This is a genomic window from Kitasatospora purpeofusca (genome assembly GCF_000718025.1).
GTDB classification, from domain to species: domain Bacteria; phylum Actinomycetota; class Actinomycetes; order Streptomycetales; family Streptomycetaceae; genus Kitasatospora; species Kitasatospora purpeofusca.
In genome coordinates this window covers 286,181-310,734 of record NZ_JODS01000004.1, presented here as the reverse complement: position 1 = coordinate 310,734, position 24,554 = coordinate 286,181, and the positions used below count along the sequence as shown (strand labels likewise).

Here is a 24,554-nt window from a genome sequence, read left to right as displayed (position 1 = left end):
CGCGACCCGCGCGGCGGCCGCGCGGCGTGGCCCTCGCAACACGTGGCCGTCGCCACAGCGGGGCCCGGGCTGTCGGCGGCCCCCGTTACCGTTGCGTGGTGACCGCCGTGCTCAGCCATCCCGAACAGCTCAAGGAGCTGCTGGGCATCCCCTTCAACCGGGAGCAGATCGCGGCAATCGGCGCCCCGCTGCGGCCCGCCGTCATCGTGGCCGGCGCCGGCTCCGGCAAGACCACCGTGATGGCCGCCCGGGTCGTCTGGCTGGTCGGCTCCGGTGCCGTCCGCCCCGAGCAGGTCCTCGGCCTCACCTTCACCAACAAGGCCGCCGGCGAGCTCGCCGAGCGCGTCCGCTCCGCCCTGCGCCAGGCCGGGGTCGGGCAGCCCCCGGCGGACGACGGCCGCTTCGCCGGCCCCGCCGACGAGGACCTCGGCGAACCCGAGATCTCCACCTACCACGCCTTCGCCGGCCGCCTCCTCAAGGAGCACGGCCTGCGCATCGGCATCGAGCCCGACGTCCGGCTGCTCGCCGACGCCACCCGCTTCCAGCTCGCCGCCAAGGTGCTGCGCACCGCCCGGGGCCCGTTCCCCGCCCTCACCGGCACCTTCACCGGCCTGGTCGCCGACCTCACCGCGCTGGACGGCGAACTCGCCGAGCACCTCGTCACGCCGGAGCGGCTGCGCGCCCACGACGAGGACCTGCTCGACGCCCTGGTCGGCGTCCGGCTCGGCAACGAGGACCTGCGGGCGGTGCCCGCCACCGCCCGGGCCCGGCTGGAACTGCTGCGCCTGGTCGAGGACTACCGGCGCCGCAAGAGCGCCGCCGGGCTGATGGACTTCGGCGACCAGATCGCCGCCGCCGCCCGGCTCGCCCAGCAGCGCCCGGAGGTCGGCGCCCTGCTGCGGGACCAGTACCGGGTGGTGCTGCTCGACGAGTACCAGGACACCTCCGTCGCCCAGCGGCTGATGCTGGCCGGCCTGTTCGGCGCCGGCCCGGACGGCACCGCCCCAGGCCACCCCGTCACCGCGGTCGGCGACCCCTGCCAGGCCATCTACGGCTGGCGCGGCGCCTCCGTCGCCAACCTCGACGACTTCCCGCGCCACTTCCCCGCCGCCGACGGCACCCCCGCCGACCGGTACGCGCTCAGCGAGAACCGCCGCAGCGGCGGCCGGCTGCTCGCCCTCGCCAACGGGCTGGCCGCGCCGCTGCGCGCCATGCACGAGGGCGTCGAGGCGCTGCGCCCCGCCCCCGGGGCCGAACTCGACGGCCGGGTGCGGGCCGCGCTGCTGCCCACCCACGCCGAGGAGATCGACTGGCTCGCCGACGAGATCGCCCACCTGGTGCGCACAGGCACCGCCCCCGGCCGGATCGCCGTGCTGTGCCGGGGCGGCGCGGCCTTCCCCGACGTGCACGCCGCGCTGGTCGCCCGCGAGGTGCCGGTCGAGGTGGTCGGCCTCGGCGGGCTGCTCCACCTGCCCGAGGTGGCCGACCTGGTCGCGGTGTGCGAGGTGCTCCAGGACCCGACCGCCAACGCCGCGCTGGTCCGGCTGCTGATCGGCCCGCGCTGGCGGATCGGCCCGCGCGACCTCGCGCTGCTCGGCCGGCGCGCCGCCGAACTCGTCCGCACCGCCCGTCCCGAGGGGGTGGAGCCGCTCGCCGCCGCCGTCGCCGAGACCGACCCCACCGAGGTGGTCTCGCTCGCCGACGCCCTGGAGAGCTTCCTCGACGGCGAGGAGCCCGAGGACCCGGACGCCCCGGCGTTCTCCGCCGAGGCCCGGATCCGCTTCGCCCGGCTCGCCCGCGAGCTGCGGGAGCTGCGCCGCTCGCTCGCCGAACCGCTGATGGACGTGCTGCACCGGGTGCTCGCCGTCACGGGCCTGGAGGTGGAACTCGCCGCCTCCCCGCACGCGCTCGCCGCCCGCCGCCGGGAGACCCTGCACGCCTTCCTCGACGTCGCCGCCTCCTTCTCCGACCTCGACGGCGACCCGGGCCTGGCCGCCTTCCTCGGCTTCCTGCGCGCCGCCCAGGAGCACGACCGGGGCCTGGACGCCGGCCTGCCCGGCGGCGAGGACACCGTCAAGGTCCTCACCGCGCACAAGTCCAAGGGCCTGGAGTGGGACGTCGTCGCGGTGCCCGGCCTGGTCAAGGGCGCCTTCCCGTCCTCGTCCCCGCGCGAGCGCTGGACCAGCGCCAAGCGGGTGCTGCCGCACGCCCTGCGCGGCGACGCCGCCACCCTGCCCGATGTGCGGGGCGGCTGGAACGCCAAGGCCATGAAGGAGTTCAGGGCGGCGCTGGCCGAGCACTCCGCCACCGAGGAACTGCGCCTCGGCTATGTCGCCTTCACCCGCCCCCGGGCCCTGCTGCTCGCCTCCGGCCACTGGTGGGGGCCCAGCCAGAAGACCCCGCGCGGCCCCTCCGCCTTCCTGGAGCAGCTGCGCGAGCACGCCGGACTCCCCGGCAACGGCGAGATCGACCGCTGGGCCGAGCCGCCCGCGGAGGGCGCCGAGAACCCGGCGCTCGCCGCGCCCGTCGAACGCCCCTGGCCGCTGCCGCTGGACCCGGCCGCCCAGCACGCCCGCCGCCGGGTCGCCGAGGTCGTGCACCAGCGCCTGGCCGGGCGGCCCGCCCCCGACCCCGGGCCGATGGCGCCCGAGGACCGCCGGCTGGTCGAGTCCTGGGACCGCGACCTCACCGCGCTGATAGGCGAGTTGGAGCGCTCCCGCGGCCGGGTGCGGGAGGTGCCGCTGCCGGCCTCGCTCTCCGCCACCCAGCTGCTGCGGCTGGCCGCCGACCCGGACGGCTTCGCGCACGACCTCGCCCGGCCGATGCCCCGCCCGCCGCAGCCCGCCGCCCGGCGCGGCACCCGCTTCCACGCCTGGGTGCAGTCGCGGATCGAACCGCTGATGCTGATCGGCCCGGGCGCGCTGCCCGGCGCCGACGACGACGGCATCGAGGACGAGCAGGACCTGGAGCGGCTGAAGGAGGCGTTCCTGCGCACCCCGTACGCCGACCGGGCGCCGCTGCGGGTCGAGGCGCCGTTCCAACTGGTGCTGGCGGGCCGGGTGGTGCGCGGCCGGATCGACGCGGTCTACCGTGACGGTGACGACGGGTCAGAAATCGGCGGCGCGTCACGCTACGAGGTGGTGGACTGGAAGACGCACCGCGAGGAGACCGCCGACCCGCTCCAACTCGCCGTGTACCGACTGGCGTGGGCCGAACAGGCCGGCGTTCCACTGGAGCAGGTCACGGCCTCGTTCCTGTACGTCCGGAGCGGTCGGATCGAACAACCCGCAGGACTTCCCGACCGAAAAGAGTTGGAACGGCTCCTGATCGGGAACAGTGAAGAATGAGTCACAGAGAGCATTCAAGTCATCACGGCATCGGGCGAAACCTGTGCGTAGTGCACGTTTCGCGCCTATTGTGGGGTCGGTAACCGGTCAACCCCCGTGCTCCGGCCGCCAGCGAGGCCCGTATTCCCTAACCCTCAGTCATCACCGCAGGTGCCCCCGGGCATCCGCGTCTTCTGCTGGAGAACCGAAGTTGAGCGCGACCGGATGGATCAGAGAACGGTTCGCCGGGCCGACCCCGGGAACCGCACCCGGCGCGACCGGCACCTGGCCGAGGACGGCGCTGTCGCTGCCGTTCATCGGTATGGCGCTGGTCGTCGTCCTCGACTACTTCACCGACGCCGCGGTGACCGTCGAACCGGCGCTCACCGCCGTCCCCGCGCTGGCCGCCGTGGTCAGCCGACGCACCTGGTACCCCCTCGCCATCGGCGCCTGCACCGAGGTCGCCGCCTTCGTCATGGCCGTGCGCAACGACGTGCTCGCCGAGTCCGTGCACAGCGCCACCGTCTTCGCCATCGTCCTCGTCGCCGTGATCAGCTGGGTCAGCGCCACCCTGAGGCTGCGCCAGGAGCGCCTCCTCGCCGACGCCCAGCTGGTCGCCTCCATCGCCCGGCGCGTCCTGCTGCGCCCGGTCCCCGACCGGGTCGGCACCGTCCGCGCCGCCGTCCACTACGCGGCCGCCGCCGCCCACGCCCGCATCGGCGGCGACCTCTACGAAGTCGTCAACACCCGGCACGGCGTGCGCGCCGTCGTCGGCGACGTGCGCGGCAAGGGCCTCGGCGCCGTCGAGACCGCCGCCGCCGTGCTCGGCGCCTTCCGTGAGGCCGCCCACCAGGAGGCCGCCCTCGACAAGGTCGCCGGCTGGCTCGCCGACAGCCTCGACCGCGCCCTGCACGAGAACGACCACCCCGGCGTCGAGGAGGAGTTCGTCACCCTCGTCCTGATCGGCGTCGGCCCCGACGGCACCGCCGAGATCGTCAACTGCGGCCACCCCGCCCCGCTGCTGCTGCGCGGCGGCGAGGCCGTCCGTCCGCTCGAACTCGCCGAGACGGTGCCCCCGCTCGGCGTGCTCGACCCCGCCGATGTCCGGCCCCCGGTGCACCGGGTCCCGCTCCGCCCCGGCGACCGGGTCCTGCTCTTCACCGACGGCGTCATCGAGGCCCGCGACCGGGCCGGCGTCTTCTACCCGCTCGCCGAACGCTTCCCCCGGCACGCCGACGGCGGACCCGTCGAGGTGCTGCACCGCCTGCACGAGGACGTCGTGCGCCACGTCGGACGCCAGCTCGGCGACGACGCGGCCATGCTGCTCCTCCAGTACGACCCGCCGCCGGTCACCGACCGGCCCGCCGTCGCCATCGCCGCCGCGGCCGCCCCGGCCCCGGCCGACTCCGGCGGGCAGCCCGCCCCGCCGGCCCCGCGCGCGCCGTCCGTCCCGCACGTCCCGCAGCAGAACGCCCATCTCTCCCGGCAGTGAGGCTGGCCAGGGCCTCTCCTTCGGATCCCGGCGGCGACAGCCTGGCGTGATCCGAAGGAGAGGGCCTACAACGAGACCCGGACCACCAGCGGGCGGTGGTCCGACACCGCCGTGCGGGGCGCCGTCGCCGGGCCCACCGCCGTCCGCGGCACCCCCACCGCCAGCACGTGGTCGAACTGCACCGCCGGCCGGTGCGAGGGGTAGGTGGGGGTGCGCGCCAGGTCGTACCAGCCCGAGAGCCGCGGCCGGGGCTCCCGCACCCGCCGCCGGCGCGGCTCCACCAGCGCCGGCCGGGCCCGCCGGGCCGCCCGCAGCTCCCGCACCCGCGCCCGGGGCACCGACCGCTCCAGCGCGCTCGCCCCGCCCAGCACCGTGCGCGGCACCGCGCCCACCAGGTTGAAGTCCCCCAGCACCAGGTACGGCTGCGGCAGGTCGGCGATCCACCGGCGGATCGCCGCCAGCTGCGCCATGTTCCAGCCGGGGACGAACGACAGGTGCGCCGCGACCACGGTGAACGGCCCCCGCTCGCCCTCCAGCACCGCCGCCAGCGCGGCGCGCGGCTCGTCCGGAACGGGCGTCAGCCCGCGCCGTCCGGCCACCCGCAGCGGGAGTCCGAACGGCGCCGGAGCGAACCGGCGGGCCCGCCAGTGCAGCACCGGCAGCCGGGTCAGCAGCGCGGTGCCGTAGGCGGGCGGTGCCTGCGCGCCGAGGTCGGCCGGCCCGTACACCTGGATCCCGGCGGGCGCCGAGGGCTCCGGCAGCCAGCCGGCCACCGGCGCGGGGCGGCCGTGCAGGGCCGCGGCGAAGCGCCAGTCGGCGGCGCCCATCGCGGCGGCGGCGACGGCGGCCTGGTCGGTGCCGCCGGAGCGGGCCTGGTGCCGGTCCACCTCCTGGAGCGCCAGCACGTCGGCGTCCAGTGCGGCCACCGCCTCCGCGAGCGGTGCCCCGGGGTCGGGCGGGAAGGGGCGCGGGGCGCCGTCGGGGGCCAGCGGTCGGCCGTGCAGCAGGTTGAAGGTGGCGATGCGCAACTGGCTCACGCGGTACGACGTTACCGGTCGCCGTCGGCCCGCCCGCGTCGGCTCCCGTCCGGGGTCCTTCGCGGGGGCTCCTGGCAGGGCTTCCGTCGGGGGCTCCTGGCAGGGCTCCTGGCAGGGCTTCCGCGCAGGGCTTTGTCGCCGGGCGCCCCTCGGGGTCCCGGCTTGACCCGTCGAGCATACCGGGTATACATACTCGGTATGTCCATCCGCCACGGCCTGCTCGCCCTGCTCGACCAGGGGCCGCGCTACGGCTACCAGCTGAGAACCGAGTTCGAGGCGCGCACCGGCGCCACCTGGCCGCTGAACGTCGGCCAGGTCTACACCACCCTGGCCCGACTGGAACGCGACGGCCTGGTCGTCCCCGCCGGGGAGGACGAGGAGGGCCACCAGTTCTACGAGGCCACCGAAGCCGGCCGCGCCGAACTGCGGACCTGGTTCGACACCCCGGTGCCGCGCACCAACCCGCCCCGGGACGAACTCGCCATCAAGCTCGCCATGGCCGTCACCGTCCCCGGCGTCGACGTGCCCGCGGTCGTCCAGGGCCAGCGCCGGCACAGCATCAAGGCGCTCCAGGACTACACCCGGCTCAAGGCCCGCGCCCTGGCCGGCGAGAGCCGGCCCGGCGGGCCCGAGCAGCCCGGGGCCGACCTGGCCTGGCTGCTCGTCCTCGAACAGCTGATCTTCCAGACCGAGGCCGAGGTCCGCTGGCTCGACCACTGCGAGACCCGGCTCGCCCAGCACGCGGAGGCGGAGCAGGCCCGCGCGGCCGAGAAGCGCGCCGCCGGGGCGGGTGACGGCGCGGCGGCCGCGCCCGCCCGTTTCGGCCGCCGCCGCAGCAAGGCCTGACACCTGCCCGTACCACTGGGCCCGCACCGAACCGGCTTGAACCCGAACCACCGGCCCGACCGCCGCCACCGCGCGACGGGCCCCACCACAGCAGGGGGAACCGTGTCCCACACCGATCCGACCAGGAGCGGCGACGCCGTCCTGCACCTGGACAACGTCACCCGCGTCCACGGCCAGGGCGCCGGCGAGGTCCAGGCGCTGCGCGGCGTCGACCTCAAGGTCCGCCCCGGCGAGTTCGTCGCCGTCATGGGCCCGTCCGGCTCCGGCAAGTCCACCCTGCTGACCCTCGCCGGCGGCCTCGACACCCCCAGCACCGGCCAGGTGCTGGTCGAGGGCGTCGCCCTCGGCGGCCTCGACCGCAAGCGGCTCGCCGAGGTCCGCCGCCGCTCCGTCGGCTACGTCTTCCAGGACTACAACCTGATACCGGCCCTCACCGCCGCCGAGAACATCTCCCTGCCGCGCGAGCTCGACGGCCTGTCCGCCCGCGCCGCCCGCCGCGAGGCCCTCGTCGCCCTGGAGGAGCTCGGCATCCCCGAGCTCGCCGACCGCTTCCCCGACGACATGTCCGGCGGCCAGCAGCAGCGCGTCGCCATCGCCCGCGCCCTGATCGGCGACCGCCGCCTCGTCCTCGCCGACGAGCCCACCGGCGCCCTCGACTCCACCACCGGCGAGTCCGTGCTCGCCGTCCTGCGCGCCCGCTGCGACGCCGGCGCCGCCGCCATGATGGTCACCCACGAACCCCGGCACGCCGCCTGGGCCGACCGGGTCGTCTTCCTGCGCGACGGCCGGATGGTCGACGAGAGCGCCAGCCAGGACGCCGGCAGCCTCCTCCTCGCCGCCGCCACCAACGCGAAGGGCCCGGTGGCGGAGTGAAGCTCAGTTCCTGGCGGGTCGCCCTGCGCATCGCCCGCCGCGACGCCCTGCGCGCCAAGGGCCGCAGCGCCCTCGTCGTCGCCATGGTCGCGCTGCCCGTGCTCGGCGTCGCCGGCGCCGACGTGGTCTTCCGCAGCGCCGACCTCGACCCGGCCGAGAAGGTCGTCCGCGCCATGGGCCAGTCCGCGGCCGAGCTGCGGATCCTCGACCGCGGCGCCGTCGTGCTCCAGGCCCCGAACCCGGAGGAGGACTTCCACGTCACCGACGCCTCGGAGACCAAGAAGGAGAACGGGCAGCCCGCCTACACCCCCGAGCAGCGGCTCAGCCTCGACACCGACCCCGCCGAGCTCGCCCGCCGGCTCCTGCCCGGCGCCACCCTGGTGCCGTTCCGCGAGGGCCCCTACACCGCCACCACCACCGCCGAGGGCCTCACCAACGTCCGGATCACCGAGGCGGACCTCGCCGACCCGGTCTGGCGCGGCCGCTACGACATCGTCAAGGGCCGTGCTCCCAGCGCCGACCACGAGGTGGCCGCCAGCCAGGAGTTCCTGAACACCTCCGGGCTGCGGATCGGCGACCGCACCGCGCCCCGCGGTCTGGAATCCACCCCCTTCACCATCACCGGTGTCGCCGAGTACCCCGGCGACCTGCGCACCGCCGTCCTGTACGCCCGCCCGGGCGCCGTGCTCGACAAGCTGCCGAGCAACGGTCCCCGCGCCGGCGCGAGCTCGGTGAGCGAGGGTGTCAGCCGCTGGCTGGTCAAGCTCCCCGCCGGGGCCGGCGTCGACTGGCCCAAGGTGGTGGAGCTCAACAAGTACGGCTTCGTCGCCTCCTCGCGCGCCGTGCTGCTCGACCCGCCGGCCCGCTCCGAGGTGCCGTTCTACGCCTACCAGGACAGCCAGGGCGGCAGCAGCGGCCGCACCCCCTTCTTCGACCGCACCGCCGTCGTCGTCCTCGGCACCGTGGTCGGCATGGCCCTGCTGGAGATCGTCCTGCTGGCCGGCCCCGCTTTCGCGGTCGGTGCCCGCCGCTCCCGCCGCCAGCTCGGCCTGCTCGCCGCCGGCGGCGGCGACCGCGCCCAGGTGCGGGCCGTCGTCCTCGGCGGCGGTGTCGTGCTCGGCCTGACCGGCGCCGTCGTCGGCCTGGCCGGCGGCATCGGCCTGGTCGCCCTGCTCCGCACCCGCGCCGAGGAGTCCGCCGGCCAGCGCTTCGGCCACTTCGACCTGCAGCCGCTCGACCTGCTGGGCATCCTGCTCATCGGCCTCGTGACCGGTCTGCTCGCCGCCGTCGTGCCCGCCGTCCAGGCCTCCCGGCAGGACGTCGTCGCCGCCCTCACCGGGCGCGACAACCTCAAGCCGCCGAGCCGCAAGCTCGCCCTGCTCGGTCTGCTGATGCTCGGCGGCGGCTCCGCCCTCGCCCTGCTCGGCGCCACCGGCGGCTTCGGCAGCCGCTCGCTCGCCGTCCTCGGCGGCTCCGCGATCGCCGAGCTCGGCATGGTCGCCCTCACCCCCTACCTGGTCGGCCTCTTCGGCCGGATCGGCCGCTGGCTGCCGCTCGGCCCCCGCCTCGCCCTGCGCGACTCCGTCCGCCACCGCGGCCGCACCGCCCCCGCCGTCGCCGCCGTCATGGCCGCCGTGGCCGGCAGTGTCGCCGTCGGCGTCTACGTCGCCAGCAGCGACGAGGAGCACCGCCGCGAGTACGTGGCCGCCGGTCCCGCCAACGCCGTCATCCTGTCCAGCGGCTGGGGCGCCGCCTCCGACGGCTCGATGCTGGCCCAGCAGCGCGGCGCCGTGCAGAACTCCGTCCCCGGCCTCGGCGTCCGCGCCGACGTCCAGCGGGTCAACTACCTGGGCGACTGCCGGGCCAACGGCCAGAGCTGCGGCCGCGTCGCGGTGGCCCTGCCCGAGGAGCGGCAGTGCCCGATCTGGGGCAAGGGCCGCCGCAGCCTCAGCGAGGAGGAGATCGCCCGGCTCGGCCGTGAGGACCAGCGCTGCAAGGAGCGCACGATCACCCGGGGCAACAGCTTCGGCTCCGTCCAGTCCGGCGACGCCGCCCTGCTGCGCAACCTCTACAACGTCACCGACCCGGCCGCCGGGCAGGCGATCGCCGAGGGCAAGGCCGTCGTCTTCGACGAGCGCTACCTCAAGGACGGCAAGGTCGCCCTCGAGCTCACCGAGCCCTACCCGGACGGCCCGATGGACGCGGACTTCGAGCCCGCCTCGCGCACCGTCACCCTCGACGCCGTGCTCGTCGGCGGCCAGGCCAACGTCGGCGGAACCGCCGTGGTCAGTGCCGAGACCGTGCGCCGGCTCGGCCTCACCAGCAGTGACGCGGGCTCCGTCTGGCTGCCCGACACCGCGCCCGCCGACGCCGCCGAGCAGCGGGCCCGCGCGGCCCTCGCCAAGCTGTCCGACGGCATCGAGTTCGACATCGAGCGCGGCTACCGCTCCCCGGGCGACCTGATCAGCCTCGGGCTCACCGCGTTCGCCGGTCTCGTCGCCCTCGGCGCCGCCGGCATCGCCACCGGCCTCGCCGCCGCCGACTCCCAGCGCGACCTCACCACCCTGGCCGCCGTCGGCGCCGCGCCCCGGATCCGGCGCACCCTCTCCGGGTTCCAGTGCGGGGTCATCGCCGCCATGGGCGCCCTGCTCGGAGCCGTCGCGGGCATCGTGCCCGCCGTCGCCCTGCGCAAGGTCGAGGCCGCCGCGTCGGTCTACCCCGGGATGAGCCTCCAGGAGGAAGCGGCGAAGGGCATCGTGGTGTTCCCCTGGCTCAACATCGGGGTGACGGTGGTCGTGCTGCCGCTGCTCGCGGTGGCGCTGGCCGCGCTGCTCACCCGCTCGCGGATCTCGCTGCTGCGCCGCTCCGGCTGATCCCGCGCCGTCCTTCCCGCTGTTCCCGCTGTTCCGTCGACCGTTCTGTCGACCCGTCGCCCCCGGCGCCGCTCCCCGCGCGCGTCCGGGGGTGACGGACGTTACAGGCCCCTGGGTGCCCACCCAGCGGGACCGGGGCCGCTGCGGGGTGCCCGGGCGAACTAAAGTCGTCGGTATGACGAGAACCCCGGACAGCGTCGTCCGCTCCTTCATCGACCAGCACCAGGCCGCCTTCCTCGCGGACCTCGCCGACTGGCTGCGCATCCCCTCGGTGTCCGCCGACCCCGGCCGGGCCGCGGACGTGCGGCGCTCCGCCGAGTGGCTGGCCGCCAAGCTGCGCGACACCGGCTTCCCGGTGGCCGAGGTGTGGGAGACGGACGGCCTGCCGGCGGTCTTCGCCGAGTGGCCCTCCGGGGACCCGTCCGCGCCGACCGTGCTCGTCTACGGGCACCACGACGTGCAGCCCGCCGCCCGCGAGGACGGCTGGGCGACCGACCCGTTCGAGCCGACCGTGGTCGGCAACCGGCTGTACGCCCGGGGCGCCGCTGACGACAAGGGCCAGGTCTTCTTCCACACCCTCGGGGTGCGGGCCCACCTGGCCGCCACCGGCCGCACCGCGCCGGCCGTCAACCTCAAGCTGCTCGTCGAGGGCGAGGAGGAGTCCGGCTCGCCGCACTTCGCCGAGCTGGTCCGCCGCGAGGCCGACCGGCTGGCCGCCGACGTCGTCATCATCTCGGACACCGGCATGTGGTCCGAGACCACGCCGACCGTCTGCACCGGCATGCGCGGCCTCGCGGACGCCCAGATCGACCTGTACGGGCCGGACACCGACATCCACTCCGGCTCCTTCGGCGGCGCCGTGCCCAACCCGGCCGCCGTCGCCGCCGAGCTGGCCGCCGGCCTGCACGACGCCGACCACCGGGTCGCCGTCCCCGGCTTCTACGACGGCGTGGTCGAGCTGACCGACCGCGAGCGCGAGCTGTTCGCCGAGCTGCCCTTCGACGAGGCCGCCTGGCTGAAGGTCGCCAAGTCCTACGGCACCCGCGGCGAGGCCGGCTACTCCACCCTGGAGCGGATCTGGGCCCGCCCGACCGCCGAGGTCAACGGCATCTGGGGCGGCTACACCGGCCCCGGCGGCAAGACCATCGTGCCCGCCTCGGCCCATCTGAAGCTGTCCTTCCGGCTGGTCGCCGGGCAGGAGGTGGAGAAGGTCCGCGAGGCCGTCCGCACCTGGGTGGCCGACCGGGTGCCCGAGGGCATCAGGTACGAGCTGGTCTTCCCGGGCGCGACCAGGCCCTGCCTGACCCCGCTCGACCACCCGGCCCTGCAGTCCACCGTCCGGGCGATGGGCCGGGCCTTCGAGCAGCGGATCCTGTTCACCCGCGAGGGCGGTTCCGGCCCCGCCGCGGACCTGCAGGACGTGCTCGGCGCGCCGGTGCTGTTCCTCGGCATCTCGGTGCCCTCGGACGGCTGGCACTCGGTGGACGAGAAGGTGGAGCTGGACCTGCTGGCCAAGGGCGTCGAGACCGCCGCCTACCTGTGGGCCGACCTCGCCGAGAACTGGCGGCCCGGCGGCGGGCAGGAGTGAATCGGCAGCGCGCGGCCGGGGCGGCGGCAGACGCCCGCCGTCCCGCCCGCGCCGCGCACCCGACCCGTCCGGAAGACTCATCACGTGGGGATAGAACAGTTGAGCACCGTGCCTGAGACCGAACACCCGTTGCACCTGGCGCTGGCCCGGGCCGGGGTGGACCGGGCGGCCCAGCACCGGGTCGACGAGCCCTGGCTGGCGGCCGCGTGGAGCCACCCGTCCACCAAGGTGCTGCCGATCGCCGGCGGCGAGGCGTTCGTGGTGGACAGCGGGCAGGGGACCGAGCTGGTCCTGCTGCCCTCCTTCGAGGCGCCGCAGACCGGCGACCGGTACTTCCTCGGCACCGACGAGGAGGGCGTCTCCTACTTCGCGCTGGCGGGCGAGAGCCTGCCGGGCCGGCTGGACGGCGACGCCCGTCCGGCCGGGCTGCGCGAGGTCGGCGCGCTGCTCTCCGACCGGGACGCCGGGCTGCTGGTGCACGCCGTCGCCCTGGAGCACTGGCACCGGCTGCACAGCTTCTGCTCGCGCTGCGGCCACCCGACCGAGAAGGCCGGCGCCGGGCACGTGCGGCGCTGCACCTCCTGCGCGGCCGAGCACTACCCGCGCACCGACCCGGCCGTGATCATGATGATCACCGACGAGCAGGACCGCTGCCTGCTCGGCCGGCAGGCGCTCTGGCCCGAGGGCCGCTGGTCGACGCTGGCCGGCTTCGTCGAGCCGGGGGAGTCGATCGAGCAGGCGGTCGTGCGCGAGGTGTTCGAGGAGGCCGGGGTGAAGGTCGCCGAGGTCTCCTACGTGGCCAGCCAGCCGTGGCCGTTCCCGTCCAGCCTGATGCTGGGCTTCCTGGGCAAGGCGCACCCGGACGGCACCGCGATCACCGTGGACGGGGAGGAGCTGGCGGAGGCGCGCTGGTTCTCCCGGGAGGAGCTGCGGGCCGGCATGGAGGCGGGGGAGATCCTGCCGCCGTCCGGGATCTCGATCGCCCGGCACCTGGTCGAGCTCTGGTACGGCGAGCCGCTGCCGACGGCGGCCCGCTGGTAGTTCCGGCGGCGGCCCCGCGGGGCCGGGGGTCCGGCGCCGGGGGCCGGAACTCGGGTCGGAACTCGGGCCGGGTCTCGGGCCGGGTCTCGGGTAGGAACTCGGGTCGGAACTCGGGGGTCGGAGCGTTCCACGGATTGGGGGCGCGCGGAGTTGATTCGCGCGCCCCCAATTTCCATTCCGAACCCGTCTCCCCAGGATGTTCGTAACCGGAGCGGCCCTGCCCGGAAGGGCCCCGGGGCACCGGTCGGACACTGTCACCGATCCCGGGCGACTTTGCCGCAAACGCCTGAAAGCCGCTCACCCGTCTCGCTACATTCACTCGGGTGACAATCCCCCGGGGCACCGCCCAATCCCCCAAATACCAGCGCCTCGCCGCGGACCTGCGCCGCCGCATCGCCGAGGGCGAGTTCACCACCGCGGCCGCGCTCCCGGTCGAGAGCGAGCTGGAGCGCCAGTACGGCGTCGCCCGCAACACCGTCCGCCTCGCCGTCGACGTCCTCGTCAACGAGGGCCGGCTCGTCCGGCTCCAGGGCAAGGGCACCTATCTGCGCGAGCACCCCGTGCTCGACCACCGCGCCTACGGGCCCGCCCCCCGGCTCGAACCGCAGGGCCCCGCCCCGCTGGACTGCCTGGCCACCCCCAGCGCCGTCTACCGGGGCGAGGCCGACGACAGCGGACGCGAACTCACCGTCGACTTCGAGATGATGATCGTCCGGGCCCGCGTCGACATCGCCGAGCGCCTCGGACTGCGCCCCGGCGAGGCCATCGTGGTCCGCCGCCAGCTGCGCCTGCTCGACCGCGAGCCGTACTCCATCGAGGAGAGCCACTACCGGGCCGGCCTCGCCGCCGGCACCCCGCTGATGGAACCCGACCAGATCGACGGCGGCGACGAGGCCGTGCTCGCCGTCCTCGGCCGCACCGAGGTGGGCGCCGTCGACCACCTGGTCGCCCGGATGCCGGGGCCCGAGGAGGCCCAGTGGTTCCAGGGCGGCCCCGGGGTGCCGCTGGTGGTCCAGACCCGGGTCACCTACGACCGGCGCGGGCCGGTCCGGGTCATCGAGACCCGCTACTCGGCCGACCGCAGCCGGCTGGTGTACGGGGTCGGCGACCTCGCCGCCCGGACCACGCTGCCCGCGCCCGCCGCCCCCGTCGACCCGGCCCGGGCCGACGCGCAGTGACCCGCGGGGCGGGCGCGCGCCGGCCGGGACGGCCGGGCACAGGGGTGCCGGGGGTCGGACCGACGGGCGTCGGACCGCCGGGCGTCAGGACGCCAGGGCCTTCTTCACCTGGAGCAGGCTCGGGTTGGTCATCACGACCCGCTCGCCGCCGGCGGTCGGCGTCACCAGCACGGTCGGCACGGTCTGGTTGCCGTTGTTCACCGACTCGACGAAGGACGCCGACGCCGGGTCCTCCTCGATGTTGATCTCGGTGTAGCCGATGCCCTCGCGCTCCAGCTGGCTCTTGAGCCGGTTGCAGTAGCCGCACCAGGTCGTGCTGTACATCGTCACGCTGCCGGACATCGAGGGGACTCCTTCGGATGGCGAATCGGGTGGAGAGGGGCGTGCGGACGCGAATGCGCGCGCGTACCGGTACCGCGTGCGTTCACGGCTCCGGGGGGAGAACGTCCACCGCCCGGCGGTCATTCCACCGCGTCGGTCCACGGCGGTCCCGGCGTACCGGCGCGCATCCCGAGGCACGCGCCCCGGGTGTGCCACCACCCGCCGTCCGCGCCGCGATCATCCGGCGATCGCACCGGGCTTGTGGACAACCCTGCCCGGGATGTCCGCCCGGGCTGAGAGGATGGAACGCATGCAGGAAGACCTCTTGAGCGGCAGCCCGTTCGACGGACACCAGGACGCGCACCGGACCGGCCACTCCGCCGCCGGCGGCCCCGACGCCGTCCTCGCCGGACTCGACCCCGAGCAGCGGGCCGTCGCCACCGCCCTGCACGGCCCCGTCTGCGTCCTCGCCGGCGCCGGGACCGGCAAGACCCGGGCCATCACCCACCGCATCGCCTACGGCGTGCGCAGCGGTGTCTACCAGCCGCAGCAGGTCCTCGCCGTCACCTTCACCGCCCGCGCCGCCGGCGAGATGCGCGGCCGCCTGCGCCAGCTCGGCGCCGAGGGCGTCCAGGCCCGCACCTTCCACGCCGCGGCGCTGCGCCAGCTCCACTACTTCTGGCCCCGCGCCATCGGCGGCCCCGTCCCGCAGCTGCTCGAGCGCAAGGTCCAGCTCGTCGCCGAGGCCGCCGGCCGCTGCGGCCTGCGCGTCCAGCGCACCGAGCTGCGCGACCTCACCGCCGAGATCGAGTGGGCCAAGGTCACCCAGACCGGCCCCGACGACTACCCCGCGGCCGTCGCCAAGTCCGGCCGCGAGGCCCCCCGCGACCCGGCCGAGACCGCCCAGGTCTACCGCGTCTACGAGGAGACCAAGAGCCGCCGCGGGAACATCGACTTCGAGGACGTCCTGCTGCTCACCGCGGCCATCCTGGAGGACCGCCCGGACATCGCCGACCAGGTCCGCGCCCAGTACCGGCACTTCACCGTCGACGAGTACCAGGACGTCTCCCCGCTCCAGCAGCGCCTCCTCGACCAGTGGACCGGCCCCGGCGGCGGCGCCAGCCTCTGCGTCGTCGGCGACGCCAGCCAGACCATCTACTCCTTCACCGGCGCCACCCCGGACTACCTGCTCGGCTTCCGGACCCGCCACTCCGAGGCCACCGTGGTCAAGCTGGTCCGCGACTACCGCTCCACCCCCCAGGTGGTCCACCTCGCCAACGGGCTGCTCGCGCAGGCCCGGGGCGAGGCCGCCCGCCACCGCCTCGAACTCGTCTCCCAGCGCGAGGCCGGCCCCGAGCCCCTCTACACCGAGTACGAGGACGAGCCCACCGAGGCCGAGACCACCGCCCGGCGGATCAAGGGCCTCATCGCCGCCGGTGTGCGCGCCAGCGAGATCGCCGTCCTCTTCCGCACCAACGGCCAGTCCGAGGTCTACGAGCAGGCCCTCTCCGACCTCGCCGTCCCCTACCAGCTCAAGGGCGCCGAGCGGTTCTTCGAGCGCCCCGAGGTCCGGGACGCCGGGGTGCTGCTCCGCGGCGCGGCCCGGGCCGGCTCCGACCCCGTCACCGACGGCGCCCCCGACCTCGCGGGACAGGTCCGCGCCGTCCTCGCCGCCCGCGGTTTCACCCCCGAGCCCCCCGCCGGCTCCGGCGCGGTCCGGGACCGCTGGGAGTCCCTCGCCGCCCTGGTCCGGCTGGCCGAGGAGTTCGAGCGCGGCCGCGCCGCCGAGGGGCTGACCACCGACCTCGCCGCCTACGTCGCCGAACTCGACGCCCGCGCCGCCGCCCAGCACGCCCCCGCCGTCGAGGGCGTCACCCTGGCCTCCCTGCACGCCGCCAAGGGCCTCGAGTGGGACGCCGTGTTCCTCGTCGGCCTGACCGAGGGCACCCTGCCGATCATCTACGCCAAGACGGACGAGCAGGTCGAGGAGGAGCGCCGTCTCCTCTATGTGGGCGTCACCCGTGCCCGCAAGCACCTCACCCTCTCCTGGGCGCTCTCCCGCTCCCCGGGCGGCCGGGCCTCCCGCAAGCCCACCCGCTTCCTGGACGGGCTGCGGCCCGGCTCCAGCGCCCCCGGCAGCCGCCCCGCCGGGCGCGGCGGACGCGGCGGGGTCGAGGGCGGCGAGCGCTCCGCCGGGCGCCGGGTCCGCGGCCCGGTCACCTGCCGGGTCTGCGAGCGCGTCCTCACCGAGGCCGTCGAGCGCAAGCTCCGTCGCTGCGAGACCTGCCCCTCCACCATGGACGAGGCGCTCTACGAGCGGCTGCGGGAATGGCGCGCGGCCCAGGCCCGGGAGCAGGGCGCGCCCGCCTACGTGGTCTTCACCGACGCCACCCTGATGGCCATCGCCGAGGACGTCCCCGCCAACCGCCAGGAGCTGGCCGCGATCTCCGGGGTCGGGGCCATGAAGCTGGACAAATACGGGGCGGCCGTGCTCTCGTTGTGTGCGGGGGAGAAGCCCGAGGGGGATCCGGCGGACGTCATGGACGGTCAGTCGGACGAACCGGCCTGAGCCGGTCCGGGGCGATCACAGCCGGCGCCGGAGAGCGCCGAGGAGACCGTCGGGAAACTCGCCGGAAAAATAGTTTGCGCGCCGTACCGGGAGCGCAATAGCCTGCCGGAGCGGTCAAGGGGACGCGAACGCACGGGGTGAAACCTGTCGCTGTGCCCCCCTGCCCCACCAGCTTCACCGAGACAGACATCCGAACAGTTCGGAGCCCGGGAAACCAGGCTCCGCGAGACGCCGAGAGGAGGCGAAGACAGTGGGAACCATGATCACGAAAATGACTGGCCAGACCGTCGACGCTGCCTCCGTGCGTGCCGCCGCCAGCCTGCGGATCACCGCCGAGCTGTGCGGAACCGGTCTGGGTTTCGACACCACCGGTGTCTCGGTTGCTCCCGCGTTCGCCGCCTCCGTTGTCAGTGGTCTTGGACACACTGGCTTCGGCAGCAATGGCGATGAGGGCGGCAACTTTGGTGCCACCCGTGTCGAGATTGGTCTGTCCGGCGACTGGGCGTCGGTCGACGAGTCCCGCTCCCCGCGTGACGAGCGACCGACCCAGGCACCGAAGACGGCCGTAGCCGTCGCCATGCATGGCGGCTATGCGCAGCTCATCGGTGCCGGAAACGCCCAGAAGCAGAACCAGCAGCAGATCGACCTGGCCATGGTCGTCCTCGCGGACGCCACGGCCGTCCGGATGCGGGCCTTCCGCGGGCCTGAACCCTGGAGAGAACGAACCTGAGCAACCTCAGGTCGGCGCCTCCAGGGCCGCGGAACCCCGTCACACCGGGATCCGCGGCCCTTCTGTTTTGTCCGGTACGCAAGACCACCCAGGCCCTCCGGGGCCTCCGGCCCAGCCCCACCAGTCAGCTGAGCCGGACCCACTGAGAAGACGAGGAAGACGCACACAGTGTCCACGGTCATCACACCGCCCACCCCGTCCGTACCGCCGACAAGCCAGATCAAGGCCGACCAGGCCGACCCCCCGGAGGTTCTCCCCATGCAGTTCACCTCGATCGACCAGGCCGAGCAGCTCGGTCTCCCCATCCCGTGCCGCGCCTTCGACCCCGAGGTCTTCTTCGCCGAGACGCCCGCCGACGTCGAGTACGCGAAGTCCCTCTGCGGCACCTGCCCGGTCAAGGACGCCTGTCTCACCGGTGCGGTCGAGCGCCGCGAGCCGTGGGGCGTCTGGGGTGGCGAGCTCTTCGTCCAGGGTGTCGTCGTGGCCCGCAAGCGGCCGCGCGGCCGCCCGCGCAAGACCGAGGTCGCGGCGTGAACCCCGCGTCCAGGGCCGAGGCCGTCCGCCGGGGAGAGCAGCCCCTGCCGGACGACTCCCTCCGCCGATCCGTACGCCTCGCGGCCGCCAAGGCCGACGCCGCCCGCATCCACCCCTTTCCGACGACGCACTCCGAGCAGGACCACCACATGACCGCCGCCGCCATCGATCCGACCGTCCGCGCTGAGCAGACCACCGAACTTCAGATCCAGAACAGGACCCTCGAAATGCAACTCCTCCACGAATCCCTGGCCCGGGCCCATATGCAAGAGCGCCTCCAGGAGGCCGAGCACCAACGGCTCGTCGGCCGGGTCGCCCGGGCCCACCGGCTCAAGCAGAAGGCCGAGCGTGCCTCGCTGCGGGCCCGCAAGGCCATCGCCGTCGCCCTGATGTGATGTCGCCCCGAGGTCGGACCACCGAGAGGTGGCGCCGACCCGAGGCGACATCGCCATGCCCGGGCAGTGCCGCCGGGTGACCGGGACGCCGGCACCCGCCCGGCCCCGCCGGACCCCCGTCGCGCCGCAGGCCGCCCCCCGACTCCGGGGGGCGGCCTGCGGCCGTTGCCCGCCGCGGCGGGCGGCGGGCAACGGTGGACGGTTGGGCGGTCAGTCCCCGGTCGACGGGCCCCGGCGCCGCGCGGGCGCCGACCGCTTCGTGGCCGCGCCCTTCTGGGTCGTGGCCTTCGGAGCCGCGGCCTTCTGCGACGCGGTCTTCCGGGCGGCGGCCTTCCCGGTCGTGCCCTGTTCCGTCGTGTCCTGCTCCGTCGTGTCCTGCTCGGTCGTGCCCTCGGGAGCCGCCGTCCGCGCCGTCGGGCGGCTGCCCGCCGAGCCCGGCCCCGCGAACTCCGGCAGCCACTCCAGCATCTCGACCCGGAACGGCGCCTTCGCACCCAACTGGCACAGCACCCCGATGGTGCTCAGCGTCACCCGGTGGATCAGCAGGTACGACGGCGGCAGGTTCAACTGCTTGCCGAGGTTGTACGCGGGGGAGCGCGGATCCGCGATCCGCGCCGCCTGGGCCCGCATCCACGCCCGGGTGAAGTGGAACGACTCCACCGCCGCCGGCTCGATGATCGGCACCAGGTAGTCCAGCACCGCGTCCGGGTCCAGCTCGATCGAGGGCTTCACGAAGCCCTCCTCGCGCAGCATCGCCAGCACGCCCGCCGCGTCCCCGGCCAGCGCCATCCGCAGGGACGCCCCGATCGGCGCCGGCAGCCCGCCCGGCAGCCGGTCCACCGTCCCGAAGTCCAGCACCCCCAGCCGCCAGCCCTCCACCGGGCCGTCGTCCTTCAGCAGCCGGAAGTTGCCCGGGTGCGGATCCGCGTGCAGCAGCCCCGTCCGCGACGGACCGGCGAACAGGAACCGCGCCAGCAGCTTCCCCGCCCGGTCCCGCTCCTCCTGCGTCCCCGAGGCGATCACCTCGGCCAGGGGTGTGCCGTCCATCCACTCCGACACCAGGACCTGGTCCGCCTGGGCGACCACCCCGGGCACCGCGATCTCCGGATCGTCCGCGAACTCCTCGGCATGACGGCGCTGGGCCTGGGCCTCCAGCTCGTAGTCGAGCTCCTCGGCGACCCGCTCCCGCAGCTCCGTGATCAAGGGCTTGATGTCCAGGCCCGGAATCAGCGGACCCAGCAGCCACGCCACCCGGCTCAGCTGCGTCAGGTCCGCCAGCAGCGCGTCACCGGCTCCCGGGTACTGGACCTTGACCGCGACGGTGCGGCCGTCGTGCCACACCGCCCGGTGCACCTGGCCGATCGACGCGGCCGCCGACGGCCGGTCCTCGAACTCCAGGAACAGGCTCCGCCAGTCCGCGCCCAGCCGCTCCGCCAGAGCCGCGTGCACCTTCGCGGCCGGCATCGGCGGCGCGGCGTCCTGCAGCTTGGTCAACGCCGCCCGGTAGGGTCCGGCCACCTCCTCGGGCAGCGCGGCCTCGAAGACGGACAGCACCTGTCCGAACTTCATCGCCCCGCCCTTGAGCTCGCCCAGGACCTTGAACAGCTGGTCGGCGGTCGCCTGTTGCAGCTCGGCGGTCACCACCTCGGCCGACCGGCCGCCGATCCGCTTCCCCAACCCCAGGGTGGCCCGGCCGGCTATCCCCAGCGGCAGGGCGGCGAGTCTTGCCGTGCGGGTCATTGCCTTGCGCGGAAGATCGCTCACCCGGGCCTCCAAGTCGACATGCCCCAGGCCCCCGCGGCGGGGGCCGACCGTCATACGCCATTGTGCCCGCTCGACGGTGCGGCCCCGGCCGGAATCGGCCGCCCCGCCGGGGTGGTGCCGGTCGCCGTCGGGCCCGGAGCTCCGGGTTCGGACCTCCGGGCCCGACGGTCGGGCCCGGAGGCCGGGCCGGGTCAGCCCCCGACGGCCTGGGCGAAGGAGAACAGCCGGTGCGGGTCGTACCGGCGCTTCACCGCGACCAGCCGGGGATAGTTCTCCCCGTAGTAGGCGCCCCGCCAGTCCGGCAGTCCGGGATCGACGAAGTTCTGGTACGTCTCGCCGGAGGAGTGCGGGTCGAGTACCGCGAAACCGGCGTCCGCCCAGCTCCGGGCCGCCGCGATCGCCGTCGGGTCCACCGGCCCGGAGGCGATCACCGCGCCGAGGCTCGCGTTGAACAGCGCGTTCCGGTGGACGTAGGCGGTGGCCGTGCGCGCCGGATCGTTGGCGGCGCCGCCGAGCGCGCTCAACTGCACCATCCGCTGCTGCCCGGCCAGCCGGTCCCGGTCCAGCAGGCCGACCGCGGCGTCCCAGACCGCGCGCGGCGGCGGGGCGTCGAACAGGCGGCCCCGGTCCACCGCGGCGGTCGGCCGGGGCAGCAGGGCCGCCGGCCCGGTACCCGTCCGGTGGCACTGGTCCTGGGTGTAGGCGCCGCAGCCGTAGAAGCCCATCATGACGGACAGGTACGGGGCGGTGTAGCCGCTCCGGGAGGCCGGCACCGCGCCCACCAGGTCGACCAACCGGCCTATCTGGGTGTTGAGTTCGGCCTCGGTGCCGACCGAACCGACCAGTACCGAGACGAACGGGGTGGCGCCGGGCGCGGCGTCCCGCAGACCGACCACCGCGCCGCCGCCCAGGGTCCGCGGGGCGTCGGGGAGCCAGTGCGCCCAGGCGTCCAGCACATCCACCGCGCGGTCGAAGGACCAGGTGAGGCTGGCCATGCTCAGGGTCGTCACCGGCACCGGGGTCACCGTGTAGGAGGTGACGACACCGAAGTTGCCGCCACCGCCGCCGCGCAGCGCCCAGTACAGGTCGTCGTGCTCCTGGGCCGAGGCGGTGACGGTCCGGCCGTTCGCCAGCACCACCCGGGCCGAGGTCACCTTGTCGCTGGAGATGCCGACATGGCGGGTCAGCAGGCCGATGCCGCCGCCCTGGAGGAAGCCGCCGAGGGACACGGTGGGGCAGAAGCCGCCGGAGACGGCCAGGCCGTGCGGGGCGACGGCGTTGGTCACGTCGACGAGCTGGGTGCCGCCGCCGAAGGTGGCGGACCCGGGTGTCACCGCGGCGCTGTTCAGCCGGGAGACGTCGACCACCAGACCGGTGCCGGTGGACCAGCCGCCGCCGCTGTGGCCGCCGGCGCGGACGGCGATCGGCAGGTCGTGGTCCTGGGCGTAGCGGAGGCAGAGCGAGACGTCCGCCTCGTCGACGCAGTAGGCGACGGCGGCCGGTTCGACCGAGTCGAAGCGGGCCTGGCCGATCTGCTTGGCGACGTCGTAGGTCGGGTCGCCGGGGAGGACGAGCGTGCCGTGCAGACGGTCGGAGAGCCGGGACCATCGTCGTCGCCCGGCCTCGGTCGCGGTGGCGACGGCGGGCAGGGCCGGGACGGCGGCCAGCGGGACGGCCAGGGCCCCGGCGCCGATGAGCGATCTGCGAGTGATCATGTCGATACCTCTCGGTGAGGTCGTGCACGAGCGTTGCGATCGTTGCGCGTGCCACCCTCGGCATCGGCCGGGCGGCCGACGCCACAGTAGTAGCTCCAGGGCCCTGCGGTGCCCCCTTTTCCCGCGCGACTGACGAATGATCAAGACTCTTCCCCTCCAGTCCGGTTGGTGATCCTGAAGAGAGTGCCCCGGGTCTCAGTGCGGTGCGGTCGGCTGCCAGAGGCAGCCGCACTCCGGGTGGCCCTTGAGGCGCAGCCGGCGGGACGTCCCGTCGACGGCCGAGAGTTCGCACCAGCCGTCCAGGCTGGGCGGGCGGCCCCCGTCCAGGAACACCTGGACGTGCAGTGCGGCCAGCCCGGCGACCGCGGTGGCGAGGGCGGTGTCGCAGGCCGGTGTCGGGGCCCGCCCCGGGCCGCCGTCGGCGAGTTGGGCCAGGATCCTCGGCCAGGCGGCGTCCTGGTCCTCCCGGGCCAGGACCAGGCAGTGGCCGCAGGCCGAGACCCCCGGCGCGACCAGGGGGCCGACCACCCCGTACTCCTCGACCACGCCGACGTACAGGTGCGGGACGCCGGCCCGCAGCAGCTCCCGGGCCAGGGGTGTGCCGCCGGCGAAGGCCGCGCTGCCGTCGCGGGGCGCGAGCACCACCAGGTCGGGCGGCCCGGGTCTGGGGCGCCGGTTGCGCCGGGCCGGGCTCCGGGCCGCGGCCCGGTCGACGGCCTCGCGGGCGGCGGTGGCACGGATCCGGCCGACGTCGGTCGGCGGGAGCCCGGCGGGGGAGCAGTCGCCCGGCGCGACCCGGCCGGAGTCGACCACGGTGACCCTGCCGATGCCGCCCGCCGAGAGGACGGCGCCCACGGCCGCCCCGATCCGGCCGGCGCCGCGGACCTCGACGGCGTGCCCGGGCCGCCGGGCCAGGACGGCGGGCGCGGCGCCGGGGCCCGGGTGGATCAGCGACAGCGAGGCGAGGTCCGGGCCGAGCAGCTCGCGGTGCGGCTGCGGGAAGAGCGCGAGGGCGCCGGCCGCGGCCTCGGCGTCGTCGAGCACCCCGGCCTCCTCCAGGAGGTCGAGGAGGGAGTCGGCCGGGTCGCGCCCGAAGCCGATCCGCTCGCTCTCGGCCAGCAGGGCGGGCCGGTCGCGAGTCCCGTCGACCAGGTCGAGGAACTCGCGCAGCACCTTGCCGGAGGCGTGGGCGAGCACGCCCGCGTGCTGGGGGACGGTGCCGAACTGCAGGGTGTCCGAGTCCCGCCAGCTGCGGGAGAGGGCGGGCTTGAGGGCGAGGCGCACGGTGGTCTTCCTCCCGATCGTTTCCGGACGGCCGACGGCAGCATGCCCGATCGGGGCGGTCGGGTGCGGCGGGTTGTCCACAGGCACGGATCGATGATCGGATGATCCGTTCGCATGCCCTGTGGATAACTTGTCGTGCGGACTGATGTCGGATTCCGGACACCTTCCGTCGGCCTTTCGTTCCCGATCGCTCCACGAAAGATTTCGGCCACGGCAGCGGACTTCTGTCAGGGGTAACGGGTAACGTCGTGTGCCATGGCAGCCGAACGGGACTCCCATCCCCCGGCGTCGCCTCGGCGTGCCCGTGCAGCGTCCGGGTCGCAAGTGGCGGCGCCGAGTACGCGTGGGCGTCCGGAGCAGCAGTGTCCGGAGCAGCAGCCGTCGCCCGCGCGGGAGCCCTTCGACCGCTCCCGGGTGGAGGTGCGGCGCAGTGCCCGCCGCAGCCGGACGGTGTCCGCGTACCGCGAGGGCGATCGCACCATCGTGCTGATTCCGGCCCGGATGTCGCACGCGGAGGAGCAGCGCTGGGTCGCGCAGATGCTGGAGAAGCTGGCGGCGCAGGAGAGCCGCCGGGTGCTCGGCGACGATGCGCTGGTGGCCCGGGCGCGGGAGCTCTCGGCGGCGTATCTGGGCGGTCGGGCGCAGCCCGCCCAGGTCCGATGGGTGACCAATCAGAACTCGCGCTGGGGTTCGTGCACCCCCAGTGAGCGGACGATCCGGCTCTCGCACCGCCTGCAGGGGATGCCGGAGTACGTGGTCGACTACGTGCTGCTGCACGAGCTGGCGCACCTGCTGGTGCCGGACCACGGTCCGGACTTCTGGGCGCTGCTGGAGGCGTATCCGCGGACGGAGCGGGCGCGGGGCTATCTGGAGGGCGTGGTGTCGGCGGCCCGGCTGCCGCACATCCCGGGGGCCCGGCACGAGGATCCGGCGGAGCCCGGTCCGGCCGAGTCCTGCGGCTGAGTCCTGCGGCTCGGTCCCTTCGCCG

18 protein-coding genes are annotated in these 24,554 nt (G+C 74.9%); 13 read left to right on the top strand and 5 right to left on the bottom strand.

All coding sequences use genetic code 11. From position 1 onward, the window contains the following. Window positions 1-98: 98 nt before the first annotated feature. Both IF01_RS0109845 and IF01_RS0109840 read left to right on the top strand, forming a co-directional pair. Window positions 99-3,347, top strand: a complete 3,249-nt coding sequence (locus IF01_RS0109845) for an ATP-dependent helicase (protein ID WP_030392930.1) — start codon at window positions 99-101, stop codon at window positions 3,345-3,347. A 190-nt stretch (window positions 3,348-3,537) separates the two neighbouring features. Then, complete coding sequence (locus IF01_RS0109840; protein WP_051741214.1) at window positions 3,538-4,818, top strand: PP2C family protein-serine/threonine phosphatase; 1,281 nt, start codon at window positions 3,538-3,540, stop codon at window positions 4,816-4,818. Between the two features lie 65 nt (window positions 4,819-4,883). On the opposite strand, the gene IF01_RS41490 is transcribed toward IF01_RS0109840, so the two are convergent. Then, the gene (locus IF01_RS41490) at window positions 4,884-5,855 is read right to left on the bottom strand and encodes an endonuclease/exonuclease/phosphatase family protein (protein WP_063764178.1); all 972 of its coding nucleotides are present in this window, start codon (window positions 5,853-5,855) and stop codon (window positions 4,884-4,886) included. 198 nt (window positions 5,856-6,053) lie between these two features. Here IF01_RS41490 and IF01_RS0109830 point away from each other — a divergent pair, with 198 nt between their 5' ends. The 6 genes from IF01_RS0109830 to IF01_RS0109805 all read left to right on the top strand — a co-directional run bounded on the left by IF01_RS0109830 (window position 6,054) and on the right by IF01_RS0109805 (window position 14,254). Further along, complete coding sequence (locus IF01_RS0109830; protein ID WP_030392927.1) at window positions 6,054-6,701, top strand: PadR family transcriptional regulator; 648 nt, start codon at window positions 6,054-6,056, stop codon at window positions 6,699-6,701. A gap of 102 nt (window positions 6,702-6,803) precedes the next feature. Further along, window positions 6,804-7,574 carry an ABC transporter ATP-binding protein gene (locus IF01_RS0109825; RefSeq protein ID WP_030392926.1) on the top strand — a complete coding sequence of 257 codons (771 nt, stop codon included), beginning with the start codon at window positions 6,804-6,806 and terminating at the stop codon, window positions 7,572-7,574. Further along, a complete protein-coding gene (locus tag IF01_RS0109820) occupies window positions 7,571-10,447 on the top strand; it encodes an FtsX-like permease family protein (RefSeq protein WP_030392925.1) in 2,877 nt (958 codons plus the stop codon). The genes IF01_RS0109825 and IF01_RS0109820 overlap by 4 nt, the downstream gene beginning before the upstream one ends. A 175-nt stretch (window positions 10,448-10,622) precedes the next feature. Next, window positions 10,623-12,035 (top strand): dipeptidase, encoded by a 1,413-nt coding sequence (locus IF01_RS0109815; protein WP_030392924.1) that lies wholly within the window; start codon window positions 10,623-10,625, stop codon window positions 12,033-12,035. 108 nt (window positions 12,036-12,143) lie between these two features. After that, window positions 12,144-13,076 carry an NAD(+) diphosphatase gene (gene nudC / locus IF01_RS0109810; protein ID WP_030392923.1) on the top strand — a complete coding sequence of 311 codons (933 nt, stop codon included), beginning with the start codon at window positions 12,144-12,146 and terminating at the stop codon, window positions 13,074-13,076. A gap of 323 nt (window positions 13,077-13,399) precedes the next feature. Then, on the top strand, window positions 13,400-14,254 hold the full coding sequence (locus IF01_RS0109805; RefSeq protein ID WP_030392922.1) for a GntR family transcriptional regulator: 855 nt from the start codon (window positions 13,400-13,402) through the stop codon (window positions 14,252-14,254). An 84-nt stretch (window positions 14,255-14,338) separates the two neighbouring features. Here the strand turns inward: IF01_RS0109805 and IF01_RS0109800 are convergent, their stop codons facing one another. Continuing rightward, a complete protein-coding gene (locus IF01_RS0109800; protein WP_030392921.1) occupies window positions 14,339-14,596 on the bottom strand; it encodes a mycoredoxin in 258 nt (85 codons plus the stop codon). 280 nt (window positions 14,597-14,876) lie between these two features. Between IF01_RS0109800 and IF01_RS0109795 the strand changes: the two genes are divergently transcribed. From IF01_RS0109795 to IF01_RS46735, 4 genes are all read left to right on the top strand, one after another. Next, window positions 14,877-17,144, top strand: coding sequence for an ATP-dependent DNA helicase UvrD2 (locus IF01_RS0109795; protein WP_030392920.1), 2,268 nt, complete (start codon window positions 14,877-14,879; stop codon window positions 17,142-17,144). 259 nt (window positions 17,145-17,403) lie between these two features. Then, window positions 17,404-17,874 carry a hypothetical protein gene (locus tag IF01_RS0109790; protein ID WP_030392919.1) on the top strand — a complete coding sequence of 157 codons (471 nt, stop codon included), beginning with the start codon at window positions 17,404-17,406 and terminating at the stop codon, window positions 17,872-17,874. Window positions 17,875-18,042: 168 nt separating this feature from the next. Then, window positions 18,043-18,408 carry a WhiB family transcriptional regulator gene (locus IF01_RS0109785; RefSeq protein ID WP_369826142.1) on the top strand — a complete coding sequence of 122 codons (366 nt, stop codon included), beginning with the start codon at window positions 18,043-18,045 and terminating at the stop codon, window positions 18,406-18,408. Beyond that, window positions 18,405-18,803 (top strand): putative WhiB-interacting protein, encoded by a 399-nt coding sequence (locus IF01_RS46735; protein WP_051755055.1) that lies wholly within the window; start codon window positions 18,405-18,407, stop codon window positions 18,801-18,803. Before IF01_RS0109785 ends, IF01_RS46735 begins: the two co-directional genes overlap by 4 nt. A 210-nt stretch (window positions 18,804-19,013) precedes the next feature. Here IF01_RS46735 and IF01_RS0109775 read toward each other — a convergent pair whose 3' ends face one another. From IF01_RS0109775 to IF01_RS0109765, 3 genes are all read right to left on the bottom strand, one after another. Next, window positions 19,014-20,567: an ABC1 kinase family protein gene (locus tag IF01_RS0109775; protein WP_078879823.1), complete on the bottom strand. Its 1,554-nt coding sequence runs from the start codon at window positions 20,565-20,567 to the stop codon at window positions 19,014-19,016. Between the two features lie 191 nt (window positions 20,568-20,758). Then, on the bottom strand, window positions 20,759-22,282 hold the full coding sequence (locus IF01_RS0109770) for an FAD-binding oxidoreductase (RefSeq protein WP_030392915.1): 1,524 nt from the start codon (window positions 22,280-22,282) through the stop codon (window positions 20,759-20,761). Between the two features lie 195 nt (window positions 22,283-22,477). After that, the gene (locus IF01_RS0109765; protein WP_157855188.1) at window positions 22,478-23,566 is read right to left on the bottom strand and encodes a ThiF family adenylyltransferase; all 1,089 of its coding nucleotides are present in this window, start codon (window positions 23,564-23,566) and stop codon (window positions 22,478-22,480) included. Window positions 23,567-23,821: 255 nt separating this feature from the next. On the opposite strand from IF01_RS0109765, the gene IF01_RS0109760 reads away from it, so the two are divergent. After that, window positions 23,822-24,529 (top strand): M48 family metallopeptidase, encoded by a 708-nt coding sequence (locus tag IF01_RS0109760; protein WP_078879839.1) that lies wholly within the window; start codon window positions 23,822-23,824, stop codon window positions 24,527-24,529. The last annotated feature ends 25 nt before the right edge of the window (window positions 24,530-24,554 follow it).